Here is a 17,696-nt window from a genome sequence, read left to right as displayed (position 1 = left end):
GATAATCTTGTCAACGAAACCAGCTGGTCTGCGAAAGAGATCTCGGGTGTCAGCGCCGTATGCTAAAATCAAACCGGCTTGCGCCCAATCCTTGAAACTTGCAGCTCGCTAAGCCCGCCTCCAGTGCCGCTGCAGCAGATATGAAGCGCTATTCGATCACCTCGTCGGCGACAGCCAACAAACTCACCGGAAATTCCAGCCCAAGCGACTTTGCCGTTGTTCGATTGAGCACCAGCTCGAATTTGGTTTGCTGGTAAAACGGGATGCCAGCCGGTTTTGCGCCTTTCATCACTTGATCGGTCATATCTGCAAGACGACGCATGGCGTCCCCAAGGTCAGTGCCGTAACTCAGCAGACCGCCCACATCGACGAATTCGCGATGAGGGTAGACAGCAGGCAGACGGTGTTTGGCGGCTAGATCAGCGATTAGTTGACGGTTCGTAAGGTGTTCGCCCTGATGCGCAACCATGAGACCGTCAACGCGGTCTGTTTCCATTTCATCGAAGACCCGCTCATACGCTGCTCCGTCGAGCTTCTCGCTGAGCAATACAGCGGCAATCCGAATACCAACCCGGCCTGCGGCTTCTCGGAGGGGTGCGAGACCCGTTTCCCAAAACATCGTCGCAGATGAAGGAATGAGCACCCGCACATTGCGTAGGTTTCGCACCGTCTCGCTAAGGAATTGCAGACGCTTGTCGTATACTCCCAATCCCGCATCAACACTCACTCCAGTGATATTTTTATCCGGTCTGGCCAGGTTCGTCACGACTCCGCCGGCGACCGGGTCACCGCTGCTAACTAATATTGGAATTGTAGTGGTCAGGGGCTTCAACTGGCGTGCAATCGGGCCGGAGAGCGAGATGATCAAATCAGGATGACTGGCAACGATTGTGCGAGCCAAGTCTCCATAGTGGTCGGACTGACCGAGCGCCGAATACCGGTCCACGAGCAGGTTTTGTCCTTCGACATAGCCAAGCCTCTTCAACTCCCCAAAATAGGCTTTGAACGTCAGGCGACCGTTGATAGTCATTCCCTCGGGCTTTTCGGCGGTATGGACAATCGCGATCCGTTTTATGCCCGGCGACCGAGCATCAGTCTGAGCGTAAACAGGCTTTGCGAAGCTCAGGGCTGCGGTGATCGCCGTACCCGCGATGAACTCCCGCCGTCGCATGTGCCCTCCAAGGATCACGCCGGAGCGCGAACAATCTAGCACTTTGTCATAAGACTGTGTGAGCGGCAAAGCTGCATTTGCGGGGCGGCGGCGAGCAAGGTCCGCTTGGGGTCAAAAAGCGGCGGCAAAAGCAAGCGACGTCCGCCGTCCGGTTTCCCCTCAATAGCTGAAGTGCCAACCGCGGCTTCTGCCACCCGTATTTTCCCAAGTGTTCGCCGGTCCCGGCTTCGGGTATGCGCTTAGTCGCATGAATCGAGCCGACTGTAACGCCCCGCCACCTCCTGTCTGCGAAAAAATGACGTGAAATGGTACCGGTAGGAGCGTTGCGCGCAATCGTGGATCGGCAGGCTGTACGGGTCTACAAGTGCTTTCCATGCCAGCGTATCGTCTCCGCGCCTCTGCGGGACTAAGGACATACTTGAAATTTCCGGCTGTCGCATTTGCCTGTGCCCAAGCGCAGCCAGAGTAGCCATGACGCAAGCGCCGCACCCGTGCGCCGCCTACCAGACCCCGAGAGCCAGCAAAACGAAAATGGTCAGGGACGACCGCAACGGCGTCAAGGAGAGTCCATGTCTCGCGGCCGCTTCAATTCGGCGCGCCGTAATTGATTTCATGCTGCGTGTCTGTCCTGCAAACGCTATCCCGAACATAATCGGCTTGCAAGCCTTCAGGACTTTGTCTGGCAATCAGAAGCTGTTTCCGCATTTCAGCGAGGCGGGCGCGGCAGTATTCGCGATAGAGCAGGTTGAATATGGCGGGCATGGGGCCCCCATCGTTTGAGTATCGCTATGAGATATTCCGAGTTTCTAAGCCCCAGCGATGCTGCCCGATGTGAGCCCATCCACAGGCTGCGTCAAACTTCAAAGGATGATCAGCTAACTTGCTTATCGGTGCAAAAACGGAACAGGGCTAGTTACCTAAAATCTAGCATAGCAGCCTTCTATTTCAGCAAAACTTCGTCAAACAACTCAAGATCGCTGCTGCGCGAATAAAAATCCAACCACAGCGCGAAATGAATTACCACTGGATGCAAGCACCGTTGGCTGCAACGCCGCCTATTAGCCACCGTACCGAAGCAAGAATGGATCAACCGAGGCAGCTAGTCGGTTTGCCACTTGCATGTTCGGCGTGGACTGCGTTTCGGTAGGTAGCGAACCGAGAGAATTGACGGCCATCCCGGCACCAGCGGCAAGAACAGCTATTACAATCGCGGAGAGATATTTGATCCTCATGGCGATGATCCTCCCATCGCTGACGACAAGACAATTGTGTTCGATGAAAATTGGTTCCGTTGCGGGTAGGTCCGTGTTGCGGGAACGATGCAAAAATTTTGGCCCGGGATTAAAATTTTGGCCGGGATTGAGTTGTCCTCCCGGCCAACCCGCCGCGCGCGTCTATCAGAACATCCCGATCGAGGCGAAAAGCGCAACCTCGATTAGGACAGTGAGGCTCATGATGCCGACAGTGAGAATTTCTTCGCCCGGTGGTAGAGGCGTCATAGCCTGCCTCGCACTGCGAGTTCTTCAGTTCGTTCTTCAGCTCATTCAACTTGGGCACCCAGGGCGGGATCAGCATCTTGAAGAGCGACGGCACTCTGTTGGTGCGCTGGCCGGCGGCTAAGAGTGTCCGAACAATTGGCGATACGTCTCTCTTCCAGCAACGCATAGGCGAAAGCGCCTCCGGGTTCTACAGATCACATCTCCGTTCGATGGTCTGATCAAGTACGTCGGTTACGAGCAGACTTCAAACCACCCTTTGGTCGTCACCGTGGCCAAGTCGGAGGCTGAAGTTTTGGAGAGCTGGCGCACTGATCTTGCCTCCGACGCTCTGATTGCTGGGATACTTTTGGCAGTGGTCGTTGGAGTTGCATGCCTGCTGAACGCCCAATTACGGTTCGGTGCGAGGGTCGAACGCTCCTTGCAAGAACGAGAGGCGCGCTTCCGGCTCCTCGAGGACAACATCGCCGACATCGTGATCGTTATGGATAAAAAGGGATACGTTCGCTACGTGTCGCCTTCCGTGGTTACCGTGCTGGATACTTGTGAAGATGCCTTTCTCTGCAGATTGTGCCTCGATGTCGTCCACGAAGATGATCGTGATAGAGTGATCGATGCGAGTAAGCAATGAAGGAGGAGGCGGCCTCTCCGTCCGTGCGCTTCCGGATGCGGCGCGCGACTGGTTCTATCGTGTGGTTAGAGGCCCACTTCAAGATCGCTGAGCGTTTCTCTTCGGCCGATGCGGAGATTGTGGGCGTCCTCGGGGATGTCACGAAGCAGAAGGAGATGGAAGACGAATTGTCCAAGGCGAACTTGAAGTCGGCCCAGCTCGCAATGACGGACGGGCTAACCAAACTGGCAAACCGGCGCAGCTTCGATGCATTTTTGCGAGATGCCTACGCTGCGCATGATGTTGTCTCGGTTCTCCTTATCGACATCGACCACTTCAAGGAATTCAACGACGGTTTGGGCCATCCAGCGAGTGATGCATGCCTGCAACAGGTTGCTGAAGTGATTGGCCGCGCAACGGCGAATACGAGAGGCTTCTCGGCGCGTTATGGTGGGGAGGAGTTCGCAGTAATACTCCCAGGGGGCACTGAGGAGAAAGCAGCGAGGGTCGCCGATGCCATTCGACTGTTGGTTCAGCGTCTGAAGATTCGTCACCCTCGGTCACCAACTTCTCGCGTGGCTGTTAGCGTCGGCGTGGCGCAAAAAAACCACGCCACGTCCGATGAATTCACATTACTCAGCGACGCTGACATCGCTCTTTACCATGTCAAGAAGCGAGGCAGGAACTGCACAGTGGTCAGTTCGACTACCGCCAGTCGCGCTGCCGATGCGCCGCGCCTCGCTCCATCTCTGGCCAGCCTGCAGAGGACGACAGAGTGAAGCCGAACAAACGAGGAGCACGGCGAATCGAATTCGCCCGTCCCTTTACCGCCAACATTATGGCGTTTGACGGTTCTTGGCAGCGGGCCTGCACTGTCAAAGACGTGTCTGATACTGGGGCGAGGCTCATTGTTGACGCCTCAGATCACGGTCTGCCTCCGAAAGAGTTCTTTCTCGTGCTTTCCGCGACCGGATTGGCTTACGGGCGATGTGAGGTGGCCTGGGTGAACGGTACGGAGGCCGGCGTGACGTTTCTGAAGCAAGCCAACGGAAACCGGAAGCTCAATCGAGCTACGGCCCAACAGTAGTGTGCTCCCTCGGAAGCCAATGAGCGAATCGCGGCAACGGGGCCGGTCTAAGGCCGCCGGCTAGCGGAGCAGGGCGTGGTCTCGCTCAGCAAACGGGCGAGATCGAGCCCGCCCGACGCAAGCTCAACCCAGCGCTGTCGCCCCCGGCCGTTCAGAACGCGCAGCCTCTTTCATCGCGGAGCTCGACCACAAGGCAGTTCTCATTCCCGCCTTGATCAAAAATGTGAGCGCGCCCTTCGGTGGCAGAGGTGCCGCCTTCTGGCCCTTCTGCGAATTGAGCATCGGCGGACGAAAGTCCGGCATTACATTAGAGCTGACCTGATTGCTCAGCCTGAGTTTTTCGCAGCTTGAACCGAAGCGGACAATGACGCTTTCGCATTTTTGGACTTAACTGCCTGACCTTGGCCGGGATGCTGCGAGAGATTGGCGGCACGGCACGTTGGGCGCACAGCGTAAGATCGGTCAACACGGGACGAGCGGCTTCGGTCGCTCCTTTCGTTGCTCCGCTGCCGGCCCTGCGAGCAACAGCGGCGACATCTTTCCGCTCGCGTATGCTTCTGCCGACCCCCTCGGTGCGGCCGATCGCGGTGCTTCGAAACCAGCCCCTCAAGGCCCATGCGGCAAGCAGCGCGGAATAGGTCAGGCCCGATCTCGCCTCGTTCGAACGGTGCCACGCTGATCCCGTCTGGTCGGCGCGCTAGCAGCTGCTGCAGATTTGCTTTGCGCAGGTGGAGGGGCAAGGAGCGCAAGTCGTCGCCGCCGCCCATTGAAGGCATAGAGCTGCACCTCGTGGTCGAATTGCCGGCTGTGCAGCGCGTTGAAGTCGCTGATGCCGTCCACCCCAAGAATGACGGCCTCGCCATCGATCACAAAGCGCTTCTGCCGGTTCTTCAGCGCCGCTTCGGCAATCCAGGGGTAGCTTTTGGTCCAGTCGGTGCCGTTGCGGGAAAGCAGGCGCATTCGGGTATCCTCCCGGATGACCAGCATCCGGTAGCCGTCGTGCTTTACTTTCGTGGATCCAATCCGGCCCGGGCGGGACCTGCTTGGCGGCGGTAGCAAGGCAGAGCTCGTACGCCATACGCATGCCACCGAAGATAGATTTCGCCACGCGCTTTCCAGTCGGGAACAAGTGGCAATCCCGCGGATTATGCCTTTGCTTCGGTCTCCCAACCCAGCCCTTGAGCCGGAGCAATCCCCATCGGCCCCGGCAGTTGCCCCTGCTGGGGCCGCCGTTTTTGTTGGCCACAAGCCCAATTGCCAAAACGGGCCGGCCACAGCACACCGGCTGCCGGTTATGCTAGTAAGAAGACGTGCCGCGCCGATCGTGCGGAACGTCGCGGCATAGGCCGCAGGGGTCGTGCCAGAGCGGCTTCTGCGCCTTTTCTGTTTCCCGGCAGAGCTGTGGGAGTTTGGACACACTCCGGGAATGTTGGGAAATGGAAGGAACAGCAGGTCGGAGATGTGCTTATGTTGGCGGTGACGGCCTCAATCCCACGAGGCAGGAGCCTGTCCGGAGGCCCCAGCATCATCATGCCCCCCGGCCTGATGCTGGGGCCGCTACGGGAGTTTTATCTGTACGAGGCGTCGGTTGGACGAGACTTGGAGAGTCCTTTTCGCGCTTAGTGCGACGGCAGTCGTCGCCGTTGGCTCCTTCTTCGCCATCCGTTTTATTATCGGTTTGCACCTCTGATTTCGATCTCAGTTGATCGATAGTCCGGTAGCCCACGATGGCAAGTCGTCCATCACCACGATCAAAGTCGGGGCGAATGTCGGCGCCGCGAGCACCGCAGCCCTGGCACACGAACCGCGGCTCGAGATCTGACAGCCGGATTTCATCGGGCCAACTGTCCGCATTGATCGCAACGTGGTGCCCGCAATGGCAGTAGACCAGGACGCCGCTCAAGCCCATTTCTCGCATCTCGCGGAACGTGATCTTCAGCGGGCGACCGTCAGCGTGCGTGGGCGTGTGGCGTCGGACACGGCGAGGCATGCCGTCATCAAAGCGGCATCGTAAGTAGCTCGCAAATTATCGATTTGTAGGGGCTCGGAAGATCCGTGACCTACTTCCCATCGTGGGTGTGGAAAAGCAAAGAGAGCGCGATCAAGGGCGCCGCTTATGTCCAAAGGGATACAGACCCGATTGCCGAATTTTCCTAGAGCTTAGGGGACCTCGGCACCACCCCATTACTGTCGAGGCCTCCAACGGCGCCGGCGGGTTGTGCTAGGGCCTTTTTTTGCGGCATCAATAATGAGCGCGCGTCGTTCCGGTCGCGGGAGTGGAGAACGCGCTATTCGATCCCAGGATCGTGTTGCTGACCTTTCACGACGATCGCCAGGAGGCCAAGCACAGCGGCCGCAATCAGCAGCAGAACAGAGCCGATGAACCAGAGACCAATCACGGCGCGCCTCCTGTGAACATATCACGAAGATTGCCGATAGGTATCTGAAGGACGGGCCTAAGGGTGGGACGACGCTGCCGACATCGGCTGCACACCTCGCCAAAGAAACCGGGCGGTTTTACGGAGCGATCAGGTTATGTGGAGCGCGGCTCCGAAGGCGAGGATTACAGCCGGTTTCGGGCGGCCCATTGGGCGCAGGCCCTGTGTGCGTGTAATGATAATCGCAGAGTTGAGATAGACCGTGCTGGTCTGGGCTCTCGCGCCCCGTTCGCCGCGGCTCGAAACAACACTGGGCTCGCGCTCGCTGAACGCTGTCAGACGGTTATTGCTCGCGGCGCAGAGTTTTCTGGGATATCGGCAGCACCGCAACAATACCGCGACCAAGGGCAGCTTCGATGGACCGGCTTGTGGCCCGGAGGACGCCCTTATTTCCACGCTAGACCGCCACACATTGCCGCTGCGCTCGGCGATCATCTCGGGGTATTGGAAGCCAGCTTAGACGGTCGGACCGCGCGCGAGATTGGCGCCGCGAACGGCTGGGGCGATGGCAAGGCTGGGGAGAGGAGGGCTGTGCGCGCTCAAGACAATGCTTTGGCTGCGTTGGCTTCGATGGAGAAAAAGCTGGCAGCCTAACAATGAAACCATGGTCCAGCCTCATTTGAGACTGGAATCGCCGATCAACATCACCCCGCGTTATAAGCGGGGGACGGCGAGACGTGGCGAACGAGCGGCGACGTAATGTCTATGCTGCGCAGATCTTGGTCGACGGCAGTCCTCTGCGGTGCAAGGTCCGCCACCTCACGAATTGCTCTGCCATAGTCCAGATCGATAACGCGCCTTTCGTGCCCGCGGCTTTCGGCCTGCGCGTTCCAAGTACTGGCTTGGATATTGATTGCTCGGTTGTATGGCGGGATGCGCGCCATATCGCTGTGAAGTTTCTGAACTAGCAGCCTGCTTTTTCGTCGACGCGCGTCCCTGCCTTCAAGTGGGACCGTATTGACATGAAGGGATGTTGATCCCGACGTGACGTGCAGATTTTGGCGCGCCGGCCCACTACCGGCGTCGCCCATTTTTCCGGCCCAGTGCCGTGAGCCGCTTGGCGGCTCGTTTTTAAATCACCTAGTCGCAAGCGCGATCTCTTATCTCTGAAAGGAGAGCGGCCCGCTATGGCCAAACACACCACCGTGCTCGACGTTGTCGAGCGTCACCTACAATTCCCTCGCAGTCGCAGCGGCGGCGTTAGCAGACGATTGCAGGAAAACGGCCTCCTGCCGACAGGCCTACGGACCGCTGCACCAGATCTGGACGAAGACCAAGTAATCGATCTCGTGATTGCGTTGGCGTCCGACGTCACCTTGCACGAAGCGGCGGACGCGGTGCGCGCGTTTCACCGAATGACTCCTGGCGGTGTTCATCTCGAAGGCGCACCTCAAACTATTCCGAACGCTCCGATCGCGGTGTCGATCTTAGTTGAGGATGCCCGCGCTGGCGTAGCCGTCCCAATGCAGGAACGTTCGGTAGCGTGACGATCGGCGGGCTGGTCAGGCTTCGCGCAACACACGCAGGTCGATGCTGACGAGATCCGGATCTAGCTGCTGAAGCGTTGGCCGGACGAGGTCGTTGGCGGCGCCCCCGCGTGAAGGCGGGCTGGACCAGCCTTTCTTTTGTCGAAATTCAGGCACTAGCTTTGCTTTTTAGAAAATGGAGAATTCAAAGTGGCTATGGGGACAGTTAAGTGGTTCAACCCGACAAAGGGATATGGGTTCATTCAGCCGGATTCTGGCGGCAAGGACGTCTTTGTTCACATCTCGGCAGTCGAGAAGGCTGGATTTACCTCTCTCGCCGAGGGCGCAAAAGTCAGCTTTGACGTCGTGAACAATCGCGGCAAGGACTCCGCGGAGAACCTGCGAATCCGCTGATCCGGCTCAAGCGGCGCCGCGCAACGGCAATGCGAGCTGCAGTGTAAAAGGGCGGCTCGCGTTAGCTTGAACGAAGGCTTCAAGCGCTGGCGTCAGGTCCAACCGTTCCCGAGCAGCACGTTCGGCCAACGCATCTGCAATGTCCCCGGTGGCATCGCGGGACCAACCCTCGATGGCGTTCAACGCGACAATTCGGACGGGATAGGCGTATTGGCCGGAGAGCAGATCGCGAATGACGGTGTCACGATCGGTGTCTTGCTCGTCGGTCTCGCGCCACGCGCAGCCGGCATGTGCGCCGAAGTCTTCCAGAACCAAATAGATGTCGCGGTCTAGCCGATCCAGGGGGACAATCGAGGGCGACTGACGCATACGCTTACTCCGATACTACCACTCGGTGCGGAGAGACGGCCCCGGCTGGCAGGGGGCTAGGGTTATGGGCCGGGGCCGCTCCGCCGGCTCCGGGGACGAGCCGGCGTCGATTCAAGCATTAGCCCCCTCTGATGTTCCTTTGAGAAAGCCGCAGAGGTGCATTTGCGGTCGACGTATGCGGTAGAACGCGCGAGGCGCGACCTTCGTAAGAAGTGGAGCTTATTAGCTCCCTCATATCACCTCTGATGCCCTAGCCCGATCTCCAGGACAATCGCCTTCTGACGTAGTGCGCCTTCAGTTCGCTTAGTCATCTTAGCAATTTTTACAACCGGCGTCCGCGCCTTCGAGTGTGCCTTCAATTCTTTGATGTCTTCCTTGGTCCACTCACGGCGAACAGTCTTCTTGGTCTTCTTAGCCAAAACGCGCTCCTTCAATGGTGAGGAGCGCGGTCTAACACACCAGTCGCGATACGAAAACCCGCGCGACGTTACGTAGCGCGCATTCACCAATAGGAAACCAATGGCAAACGACTTGGTAGTTCAACTCGGCGCGAAGCTGGACCAATTCCAAAGTGATCTGAATCAAGCTGGCGACATGGCGGATGATGCGATTGACCGCATTGAGCAGTCGTTTGCTAAACTCAACGGCGGGTGGGTTCGCGACTCTCGGCGTTGCCGCTGCCGGCGTTACCGGCTTGGTTGGCGGGCTCCTTGCTGCGCTTACCAAGGTCAATAGCGAACTTGCTGACCTGCAGAAGAACGCCGAATTTACCGGCCTCACTGCGAAGCGCTTCCAGCAGATCCAATTTGCTGCAGGGCAGGGCGGTGTTTCTTCGCAGGAGTCTGTTACCTATCTGCGCAAGTTCGCCTCACTGCTGGCCGACGCCAAGGAAAATGAAAACTCGCTGACGAAGCTGCTTGATGCCAACAACATCAAGTACAAGGACCGCAACGGCCAGGTTATCAGTCTGAGCCAGCTTCTGTTATTGCCGGCGATCTGATCAACAAATTCGGTTCGATGCCCGAGAAGACGAAGGCGGCTCAAATGCTCGGGCTCTCCGAGAGTTGGGTTGAGGCTCTTCGGAACGGAAGCAAGTCGTTTGAGGATATCGCGCAGGGAGCGGAAGCGGCTGGCGCCGTGATCGCTGGTGCCACAGTCGCCAAGGCTGCTGCATTCGACCGAGCGTGGAAACAGTCCTCTGCGCAACTAGCTGCACAGTTCAAGTCGACTGCCGCTGATATCGGCGGGTGGTTGGATGACCTGATTGGTAAGGCGGGGGAGCTGGTAAAAGCTGCGCTTGAATCTCAAAACATTCAGTCCGGTAGGGGATCGGGAAAACTTCGCAATCGGCAAAGCGCCCAGCTTGCCGTCCCGCTGCGTCTCAGCGATCCTTATCTTCTTTGCCGTTGGGGCTGCCGTCGCCGCCGCCACTGCCATAACCGTTATTGCCGTTGGACCATCCGGCCTCCGGAGCTGGCGATGGCTGTGCTAGTCAGGGACGTCGACAGCAATGCTGTGATGGTAGGGGGGTACAACGGCGAACTTGCCGCAGGTCTTCAGAAATTCCCGCCGATCGTCATCTTGTTCTGACATTTCCACCCTCCGAGAGGTCCGCGCGGCTTAGATAATATTTAATCCACAATTAACGCCCCCAGCCAATGTCGACGAGCGCTACAATGGCGTGCTTCAGATGGAAGTTTCCATATCTTTCATGGCACTCCCCTCAAGGAACACCAATCGTCCGTTTTAGAACATTCGCAAAACGCTCGCCTCCCGGGACCACAATCATAAGGACCTTCGACGGCGTTCGCCGTTTGGCAGGTTTTCAAGCAAAAGTCGCGGAGCGTTGCCCATTTGCAACCCGCACAGCCGTTCGGAGTTGTAAGCTGATCGATCAGAATGACCGAAACATATTTCGTATTTGCTTTGACAATCGCAGCGGGGGCGAAAAGTGTTTGATGTCTATCGCAATGGGAAGCGAGATTTGCTCGTTCTAAACACAGGGTCCGCGATACCCGGGGCTTACTCTGCAAATAAGTGGCGCAAGAGCAGGAAAAGAATTCTCAAAGTAAGCGACGAGATTAGGTCAACCGTTCAGCGACAAGGGTATTACGTTCGTCGCTTGCACGTCACGAAGAACGGTTCGATTTAGTTCGAACGCGTCGGGCCCAATCTGCTGATTTATAGAGCTGTACTGGGCCCGCTACGAATGCGAAATAGGTCAGCGCTGGGGCCGCTTTGGGCAAGCGCGTCATCCTGCGGCTTTAACTTCCGGTCGGCCGCGCCCAGCGGACACTCTCAGCGTGCAGTGGAGGGTCTCAAATGGGCCACAAGCGGAAGTGAACGCTAAGGATGCGGCCCTGATCACGCCCTGTGTTCTGGGGACCAGCTCTGATTGGTCATCCAAGAACAGAACGCCATCGAGACACCTCCAGCAGCGGCGATCAAAAATAGATGGCTTTGGGAAGAGAAGCCCGCCAGAGACGATCCAACAATGCCGGACGCTGTAACGAGAGCGAGCTGCCAGCGTCGCCCTTCCAAAGAGTAATCGACAACCGCACTTGGAAACGCAACCAAAACGCTCAAGAACGGAAGCCCAACCAACCAAGAGCACTCGTCGACCCAAACAGAAAGTCGAGCACGCCGCCCATAAGCAGCGGCCCGACTATGAGAAACGTAAAAATGCGTTTCATTAGGTCACTGCCTCGCAAGAAAGGCGATCCGTTCGGAGCGTGGTGGCTCGTATAACCGGGTTGTGTTAACGCGGCACGAAACCGAATCCGACAAACGTCTGAAAGGAGTCAAAAGCGGCCCTCAACGGGCAACGCCGTGTTGGTCAGCTATGGGCCGTAAGCGGAAGTAGGAAAGGTCGGAGCGGATCGATTTGCTACTACAAGAATATGTTCCAGATCGCGACACGTGCATCGCTCAAATGCTTCTCGGCGTCAAATTCCAAGCTTACGATCCATTGCTTGTAGCCCATGACGTTAGGAGTCATTGCCTGACACTCCAACCATTCCTTCTTTGTCAGACTATCGGCGGTTACGTGACCTTCGAGTAGGCGCTTTTGTGGTTCGATGTTCGTGACTGGCTCGGCCTTAGCCCGACATCCCAGTCCCTCGTTGCGAAGAAACGCGATGACTGTATCCTTACCTGTGCCGAGAGGTATCATTTTCAACATTGCGTCGCGTGCGGATGCGGAGTCGTTTGTGCTTTGTTTCTCGACTTCCCGCATCGCACCAAACAAGCGATTGTCGTGATAAAATCGATCAACCTTAGCCGTCTCGTAGGAAAACCAAATCCAGAGCGCTGCGAAAAGTCCGGCCGGAACAGCCGCCACCACCGACAAGACAATAAGCAGAATTTTAATGGATTTTGGCACAGTACGACCGCTTTCAAGTCACAAGCAAGCGCTACACTCTCGTTACCTAACACTTTGCCAAGCTGCATGTGACGAATGTCGGCTTTGGGTCAATCGCGACGGTTTGGGCCCGCTTAGGTTAGGTCCGATCTATCCCCGACAGCCGACATATCCTTGGCCGTGGCATGCGGCAGCGATGGGCCACTTGCGGCCGTCGCAGAGGGGGACCGCTCAGGTTGAGCGAACAGGCGAGCCAAAACATTTGGCGGGACGTGAACCAATTCACATCTGACGAGGCCGCCCGGGGGCAGTATGAAAGCGGTGAATTTAAACCAAGGCCGTGGGATTGATTGCCAACCCTCCTGCTACGGAGTGCTCCATGAGCGGCGAACGGTGGCCTTTCTTTGCCGGCGTTGCATCGATCATCTTAGCGATATCCTTTGCGTACTTGCTTGAACGGAAGTGCCAAAGAGAGCTTGCATTTCAGCGCTCCTTTCCATCCGCGCTGTCCGAGCTAATTGTAGGAAGCGAGCCGATTAGGTGTTGGTTCGATAATTGATCTATGTGGAGGCCGACTTCTGCTCTGGTTCACAAGCGGCGGTCCGGCCGCTCAGTTCGTCAGGTCGGGCTCCTTCCCTGAGAATGGCCTTCTCGGCGGCTCAAAGGAATTCGGCTACGGGCTAGGAACGGCTTTATGTATCGCGGGACGAAGCCCCCCGGAGCCCCGCCCGGTCTGAGCGTTGACACGCTACCGGCCACGCGCCTGTGATCACCAAAAACAACCGCGCCGGGTAATATTGAACGTGGATCAATACCGCTTGTGCTGTCCGACTTCGACTATCACGTATCCGCGAATTCCCACAAAACCGAATGTTTGCATAGGGGTGATCCGATGAATTCCAATGCAGATTTTTCGACAATTCTAGACCGCATACTTAATACAGCGGCCGACAATTTCAGGATCGCAAAGATCCTCGTTCAAATGGGACTTGATCCCGACAACATCACCTACGACGCACTGTTTAATCGGCTGTTTGAAATTGTGTTGGCTAATATCACGCTCGCCAACATGTTCGCCTTGGTTGGCGCCATATTCTTTGTCGCTACCTTGCTGATGCAGAGAATGGTGCCGCTGCGGGTCGCGAATATGGTCGGCTGTACATTCTTCGCAATTTCTTGCGCGCTTTCCGGAAGCGTCGCCACCTTTCTGCTTTATCTGCTGCTGTTGCCAGTCAATGCCGTTCGCCTCCGTCAACTGCTCAAGCTCGTTAAGAAAGCACGTAACGCGACGCGGGGCGACTGGTCGATGGAATGGCTCAAACCATTCATGACCGAACGTAGATATCGCCGAGGCGACATACTCTTCAGGAAGGGTGATTCCGCTACGGAAATGTTCCTCATCGCCACCGGGAAGTTTCTCGTCATAGAAATCGGGGTCGAGCTTCCGCCAGGGCGCTTCATGGGAGAACTTGGCTTCCTCACACCCGATAACCGGCGAACCGCGACGATCGAGTGCATAGAAGACGGCCAAGTCCTGACCATAACCTATGAAAGGTTGCTTGAAATCTATTTTCAGAGTGATCAGCAATTCGGATACCATATCCTCCTCCTGACCAGCCAGCGTCTCCTGGAAAACAACCAGCGACTCCAGGGAAGCATCTCGCGGCTGGAAGCAGCTCTCGCACAAGAGAAAGCGGCGCGACAGATGGCAGCTGCGCGAGGCACAGCTTGAATGGCATTGACTACCATTGGGGGCACTACTGTCGCCGCGCAGTGCGGCTCTCGCGACGCAACGATGTCCGCTTGGGGTCAAAGGCAGGCGTCGAAGTGTCCACGGTGGCCTTCCGCTCAGCCGTCGGAAGCGGACCGTGTGGGGCTAAGAGGGCAAGTCAGTCGCGCGGGCCACGAGCGGACGTGGCACTGGCCTACCTATTGCGGGTATTAACTGCTGGCCGGCCAGTCAAATTCGAACTGACTGAATCGACCCGGCAGGTAATCGACGATTACCTGCGGGTTGCAGGCAGGAGGTCGGGAGAATACCTGTTCACTGGCCGGCGGCTGAGTGGACATATGACGACCCGCCAGTATGCCCGCCTCCTATCCCGCTGGCTCGCCGACATCGGATTGGACCCGCATCTGTTCGGGACGCATTCCCTTCGCCGGACCAAGGCGACCTTAATATATCGCCGAACCGGCAACCTGCGAGCCGTACAGCTGCTTCCAGGCATACTAAGATCGAGAGCACCGTTCGATATCTCGGCATCGAGGTCGACGATGCCCTCGCGATAGCAGAACAAGTCGACGTCTGACTTCGGGGCAGAGCAGACGCGCTCCGCGCTGCCTCACAGACCGCTCCGGGCCAAGAGCCGACCTGTGCGCCAGCGACCAATTGGTAAGTGTGCACCGTCGGCGAACTCAGGGAATAAGCGGCGCTGGCAGCGGCCCCGTTGGCAGTGGGACAAATTGATTCTGCGGCCCCCGGGCCATCGCCAGGATTGCCAAGATGATTGCAATGACCGCCAGGAGTTTGACCATCGATCGAAATTCTGCTGAAAACTTGTTCGTACATCCAAGTTCTTGGCTTTGCGCTGCGTCGTAAAAGCAATCGTCAGCGACCAGACGGCGCGAGTGGTATCTCGCCGGGATACAAACAGACTGCCTATCGTAGTGACAGTGAGCACGCCTATCGCCGATTGCCGAGCTAGGATGAACGAAAGATGGTTGGGTCGATGGATGGGTTCGAGGTGACGAAGTCGATCTCACCGCGCGTGATACCAATGTCCATAAGCTCGCTGTCCGTCAGCCGGCATAGCTGGGTTCGCAGCCTCTCGCGTTTGCGCCACTCACGAAACGCATCCCAATATGCTTCGAGGGGACTGTAATACTGCCGCCTTCCAGTTGCCGGTCGGATCCCAGTGGTCGCGTGGATCGTGCTCATGGCAGTGAGTCCAAGTTGGGCTGATTCACCAAGCGAAAATTGCCAGCACATCCGCTCGCGCGCTTAACAGCTGGCTTACATTTTCCTCACCGGCAGCTTATTCTTCGCGCTCCTGGCGGGCGTGGTGCCGCCGAAAAGGATTGGCCACTTGCGTTATCTTTTTGAGGATTACGCATTAGATTCCGATCGGCGCGAGCTTTACCGCGCAACGGAAGTGATTGTTGTCACACCTAAGGTGTTCGATCTGCTTGATTACCTGATCCGGAACCGGGAGCGGGTCGTCAGCAAAGACGACCTTATCAACGCCGTTTGGAACGGACGTATCGTTTCCGACGCCGCGCTGACGACCCGCATGAACGCCGCTCGGAGCGCAATCGGCGACACTGGTGAGAAACAGCATCTGATAAAGACGCTCCCGCGCAAGGGCTTCCGCTTCGTGGGCTCGGTTCGGGAAGGAGATGAAATCTCGACAAGACCGGTTGCACCTTTAGAGCAAGGCAGCGAGAACCTAACGTGCCCGGCTTCACCACCGCGTCTCTCCATCGTCGTGTTGCCATTCACCAATCTCGGCGGCGATTTGGAGCAGGACTATTTCGTGGATGGCGTCACCAGAAAATCTGACTGCAGACCTCTCCCGCATCAACGACTTCTTCGTGATCGCTCGCAATACCGCGTTCACCTTCAAGGGCAAGGCCCTCGACGTCAAACAGGTCGGGCGTGAGTTGAATGTCCGCTATGTGCTGGAGGGATCTGTGCAGCGGGCCAATAAGCTGTTGAGAGTGAGCGTACAGCTCATCGACGCCCAAACAGGGAGTCATCTATGGGCCGACCGGTTCGACAAGCCTGTTGCCGACCTTTTCGAAATGCAACACGAAATTGTATCGAGGCTGGCCAATACTTTAAACGTGCAGCTTGTTGCAGTTGAGGCACGACGTGCGGAGCGAATGCAGCATCCTGACACAATAGACTTGAATTTCCTGGGACGTGCTTGCTTAAACAAAGGCACGACGCGAGAAAATCTCGACCGAGCGCGCGGCTTTTTCCAACGAGTACTGGAGCTCCACCCATACGACGTCGGTGCGCTGGTGGGCATGGCGACCGTCGACGCGTCGCTCGCAGCCTCCTTTATGACAGATGACGGCGCCGCGCGTCTTGCGGCGGCCGAGGCGGCGTCGATTAAGGCTGTTTCTCTCATGCCTAGCCATGCCGTGGCCCATATCTGCTTGGGCTTCGTCCAAATGATCACGGACCGGCGGACCAAGCTATTGGCGAATACGAGCAGGCACTGGCGCTCGATCGGAACCTGGCCAACGCTCACGCTCTGATCGGTTTTGCGAAGTATTTCCTAGGCCGCGGCGCAGAAGCTGAATCCCATATCCAGGAGGCATTCCGTCTTTCCCCTCGTGATCCCGGCGCATTCCGCTGGATGGTGTGGGTCGGCTTCGCCAAGCTTCAGCTCAATGCTAACGCGGAAGCGGTCTCCTGGTTACGCCGAGGTCTCGAAGCCAACCGGAATTAGTCCATGGCGCATTTCGTTCTCGCCGCTGCGCTGGCCCAGCTACGCGAATTGAACAATGCACGGACCGCGGCGCAAGAAGGGCTCTCGCTCGATCCGACCTTCACCGTCAGCCGCTTTCGAACCATGGTCTTGAGTCGCCATCCGGCATCTCTCGCGGCGCGAGAGCGCACTTACGAGGGCATGCGTATGGCCGGGCTGCCCGAGGGATGACGCCTGCTTTGGGTCAAAGGCTGCCCGCGTTAGGCACCGTTACTTTGGTCGGCTAATCTGTCGGAAGCGGATATAGTTACGCTCTTGCCCAAGGTCAGCCACGGGCCAACAGCAGACGCCACTCGCCACTGAGGCGGCCTACTTTGGAGCGATCCTGTAAACGTCGCCAGGTTCGAGGTTGAGTTCCTCGAACATCCTCTGCTGCTTTTCTGTGAGGACCGCTGGCACAACTTCCGCAGTCCAGCCTTCGGGAACGGCAGCAAGGACTAGCGTCAATGCCTGACTAGGCTTGGCTAACGCGAGCCACATCTGCTTCGTTGGCTGCGGAGCGTCGTCCGAGGTCACCTCAACGATAGTGAATGAAGTGCCGAACGACTCTGCCATCCGTGGCTAATCCGCGGAATTGATAAGCGTTGCAATAACTAGCTGGGTCGCGGAAGGCGCACGGGGCCAGCAATCAATCTATAGGTGGGCACCCAAGCGGTGTTCCACGATTCCATGGTGGCACCGCAAACCGAGCACTCAAAGCTGGCGATCTGCCGACCTGAGGCCATCGCCTCGGTTCGGCTATAGACCGCTCCACGGTGGCAGGTTCGGTGGTGCGAATCGGGCATCCC

19 protein-coding genes and 2 pseudogenes are annotated in these 17,696 nt (G+C 57.4%); 13 read left to right on the top strand and 8 right to left on the bottom strand.

Going from position 1 to position 17,696, the window contains the following annotated elements:
* Positions 1 to 148 precede the first annotated feature (148 nt).
* Positions 149 to 1,171 (bottom strand): ABC transporter substrate-binding protein, encoded by a 1,023-nt coding sequence (locus tag GGD66_RS38205; protein WP_183238178.1) that lies wholly within the window; start codon positions 1,169 to 1,171, stop codon positions 149 to 151.
* 471 nt (positions 1,172 to 1,642) lie between these two features.
* Between GGD66_RS38205 and GGD66_RS38200 the strand changes: the two genes are divergently transcribed.
* From GGD66_RS38200 to GGD66_RS41805, 5 genes are all read left to right on the top strand, one after another.
* Positions 1,643 to 1,951: a hypothetical protein gene (locus tag GGD66_RS38200; RefSeq protein WP_183238179.1), complete on the top strand. Its 309-nt coding sequence runs from the start codon at positions 1,643 to 1,645 to the stop codon at positions 1,949 to 1,951.
* Between the two features lie 769 nt (positions 1,952 to 2,720).
* Positions 2,721 to 2,888, top strand: coding sequence for a hypothetical protein (locus GGD66_RS42520; protein ID WP_409362399.1), 168 nt, complete (start codon positions 2,721 to 2,723; stop codon positions 2,886 to 2,888).
* 50 nt (positions 2,889 to 2,938) lie between these two features.
* On the top strand, positions 2,939 to 3,298 hold the full coding sequence (locus GGD66_RS38195; protein ID WP_183238180.1) for a PAS domain-containing protein: 360 nt from the start codon (positions 2,939 to 2,941) through the stop codon (positions 3,296 to 3,298).
* Positions 3,295 to 4,056 (top strand): GGDEF domain-containing protein, encoded by a 762-nt coding sequence (locus GGD66_RS38190; RefSeq protein ID WP_183238181.1) that lies wholly within the window; start codon positions 3,295 to 3,297, stop codon positions 4,054 to 4,056. The genes GGD66_RS38195 and GGD66_RS38190 overlap by 4 nt, the downstream gene beginning before the upstream one ends.
* Entirely contained in the window at positions 4,053 to 4,364 is a 312-nt protein-coding gene (locus tag GGD66_RS41805; RefSeq protein WP_183238182.1) for a PilZ domain-containing protein, read from the top strand. The genes GGD66_RS38190 and GGD66_RS41805 overlap by 4 nt, the downstream gene beginning before the upstream one ends.
* A 639-nt stretch (positions 4,365 to 5,003) precedes the next feature.
* Here GGD66_RS41805 and GGD66_RS42310 read toward each other — a convergent pair.
* Entirely contained in the window at positions 5,004 to 5,324 is a 321-nt protein-coding gene (locus GGD66_RS42310; RefSeq protein ID WP_312014219.1) for a hypothetical protein, read from the bottom strand.
* A gap of 2,605 nt (positions 5,325 to 7,929) precedes the next feature.
* Between GGD66_RS42310 and GGD66_RS38175 the strand changes: the two genes are divergently transcribed.
* Together GGD66_RS38175 and GGD66_RS38170 are read left to right on the top strand one after the other, a co-directional pair.
* The gene (locus GGD66_RS38175; RefSeq protein ID WP_246783519.1) at positions 7,930 to 8,289 is read left to right on the top strand and encodes a hypothetical protein; all 360 of its coding nucleotides are present in this window, start codon (positions 7,930 to 7,932) and stop codon (positions 8,287 to 8,289) included.
* A gap of 189 nt (positions 8,290 to 8,478) precedes the next feature.
* Positions 8,479 to 8,682 carry a cold-shock protein gene (locus GGD66_RS38170; protein WP_018321078.1) on the top strand — a complete coding sequence of 68 codons (204 nt, stop codon included), beginning with the start codon at positions 8,479 to 8,481 and terminating at the stop codon, positions 8,680 to 8,682.
* A 6-nt stretch (positions 8,683 to 8,688) separates the two neighbouring features.
* Here the strand turns inward: GGD66_RS38170 and GGD66_RS38165 are convergent, their stop codons facing one another.
* A complete protein-coding gene (locus GGD66_RS38165; protein WP_183238183.1) occupies positions 8,689 to 9,051 on the bottom strand; it encodes a hypothetical protein in 363 nt (120 codons plus the stop codon).
* 236 nt (positions 9,052 to 9,287) lie between these two features.
* On the bottom strand, positions 9,288 to 9,470 hold the full coding sequence (locus GGD66_RS38160) for a hypothetical protein (protein WP_183238184.1): 183 nt from the start codon (positions 9,468 to 9,470) through the stop codon (positions 9,288 to 9,290).
* Between the two features lie 191 nt (positions 9,471 to 9,661).
* On the opposite strand from GGD66_RS38160, the gene GGD66_RS38155 reads away from it, so the two are divergent.
* Positions 9,662 to 10,051, top strand: coding sequence for a hypothetical protein (locus GGD66_RS38155; protein ID WP_157644427.1), 390 nt, complete (start codon positions 9,662 to 9,664; stop codon positions 10,049 to 10,051).
* Between the two features lie 381 nt (positions 10,052 to 10,432).
* Here the strand turns inward: GGD66_RS38155 and GGD66_RS41795 are convergent.
* Positions 10,433 to 10,644: pseudogene (locus tag GGD66_RS41795) on the bottom strand (hypothetical protein).
* A gap of 358 nt (positions 10,645 to 11,002) precedes the next feature.
* Here GGD66_RS41795 and GGD66_RS42515 point away from each other — a divergent pair.
* Positions 11,003 to 11,203 (top strand): hypothetical protein, encoded by a 201-nt coding sequence (locus GGD66_RS42515; protein WP_018321073.1) that lies wholly within the window; start codon positions 11,003 to 11,005, stop codon positions 11,201 to 11,203.
* A gap of 738 nt (positions 11,204 to 11,941) precedes the next feature.
* On the opposite strand, the gene GGD66_RS38145 is transcribed toward GGD66_RS42515, so the two are convergent.
* Positions 11,942 to 12,433, bottom strand: coding sequence for a hypothetical protein (locus tag GGD66_RS38145; RefSeq protein WP_183238187.1), 492 nt, complete (start codon positions 12,431 to 12,433; stop codon positions 11,942 to 11,944).
* Positions 12,434 to 13,304: 871 nt separating this feature from the next.
* Between GGD66_RS38145 and GGD66_RS38140 the strand changes: the two genes are divergently transcribed.
* Both GGD66_RS38140 and GGD66_RS38135 read left to right on the top strand, forming a co-directional pair.
* Entirely contained in the window at positions 13,305 to 14,144 is an 840-nt protein-coding gene (locus GGD66_RS38140; protein WP_183261765.1) for a Crp/Fnr family transcriptional regulator, read from the top strand.
* Between the two features lie 212 nt (positions 14,145 to 14,356).
* Positions 14,357 to 14,721, top strand: a pseudogene (locus GGD66_RS38135) (tyrosine-type recombinase/integrase); the annotation flags it as partial.
* 392 nt (positions 14,722 to 15,113) lie between these two features.
* Here GGD66_RS38135 and GGD66_RS38130 read toward each other — a convergent pair.
* Positions 15,114 to 15,350, bottom strand: coding sequence for a DUF1127 domain-containing protein (locus tag GGD66_RS38130; protein ID WP_018321068.1), 237 nt, complete (start codon positions 15,348 to 15,350; stop codon positions 15,114 to 15,116).
* Positions 15,351 to 15,498: 148 nt separating this feature from the next.
* On the opposite strand from GGD66_RS38130, the gene GGD66_RS42510 reads away from it, so the two are divergent.
* Positions 15,499 to 16,071 carry a winged helix-turn-helix domain-containing protein gene (locus GGD66_RS42510; RefSeq protein ID WP_409362398.1) on the top strand — a complete coding sequence of 191 codons (573 nt, stop codon included), beginning with the start codon at positions 15,499 to 15,501 and terminating at the stop codon, positions 16,069 to 16,071.
* An 801-nt stretch (positions 16,072 to 16,872) separates the two neighbouring features.
* Positions 16,873 to 17,079, top strand: coding sequence for a hypothetical protein (locus tag GGD66_RS42505; RefSeq protein ID WP_409362397.1), 207 nt, complete (start codon positions 16,873 to 16,875; stop codon positions 17,077 to 17,079).
* Between the two features lie 138 nt (positions 17,080 to 17,217).
* Here the strand turns inward: GGD66_RS42505 and GGD66_RS38120 are convergent, their stop codons facing one another.
* On the bottom strand, positions 17,218 to 17,463 hold the full coding sequence (locus GGD66_RS38120; protein ID WP_018321067.1) for a hypothetical protein: 246 nt from the start codon (positions 17,461 to 17,463) through the stop codon (positions 17,218 to 17,220).
* Between the last annotated feature and the right edge of the window lie 233 nt (positions 17,464 to 17,696).

The organism is Bradyrhizobium sp. CIR48 (assembly GCF_014198315.1).
Classification (GTDB): Bacteria; Pseudomonadota; Alphaproteobacteria; order Rhizobiales; family Xanthobacteraceae; genus Bradyrhizobium.
This window is presented reverse-complemented; position numbering and strand designations above follow the sequence as displayed.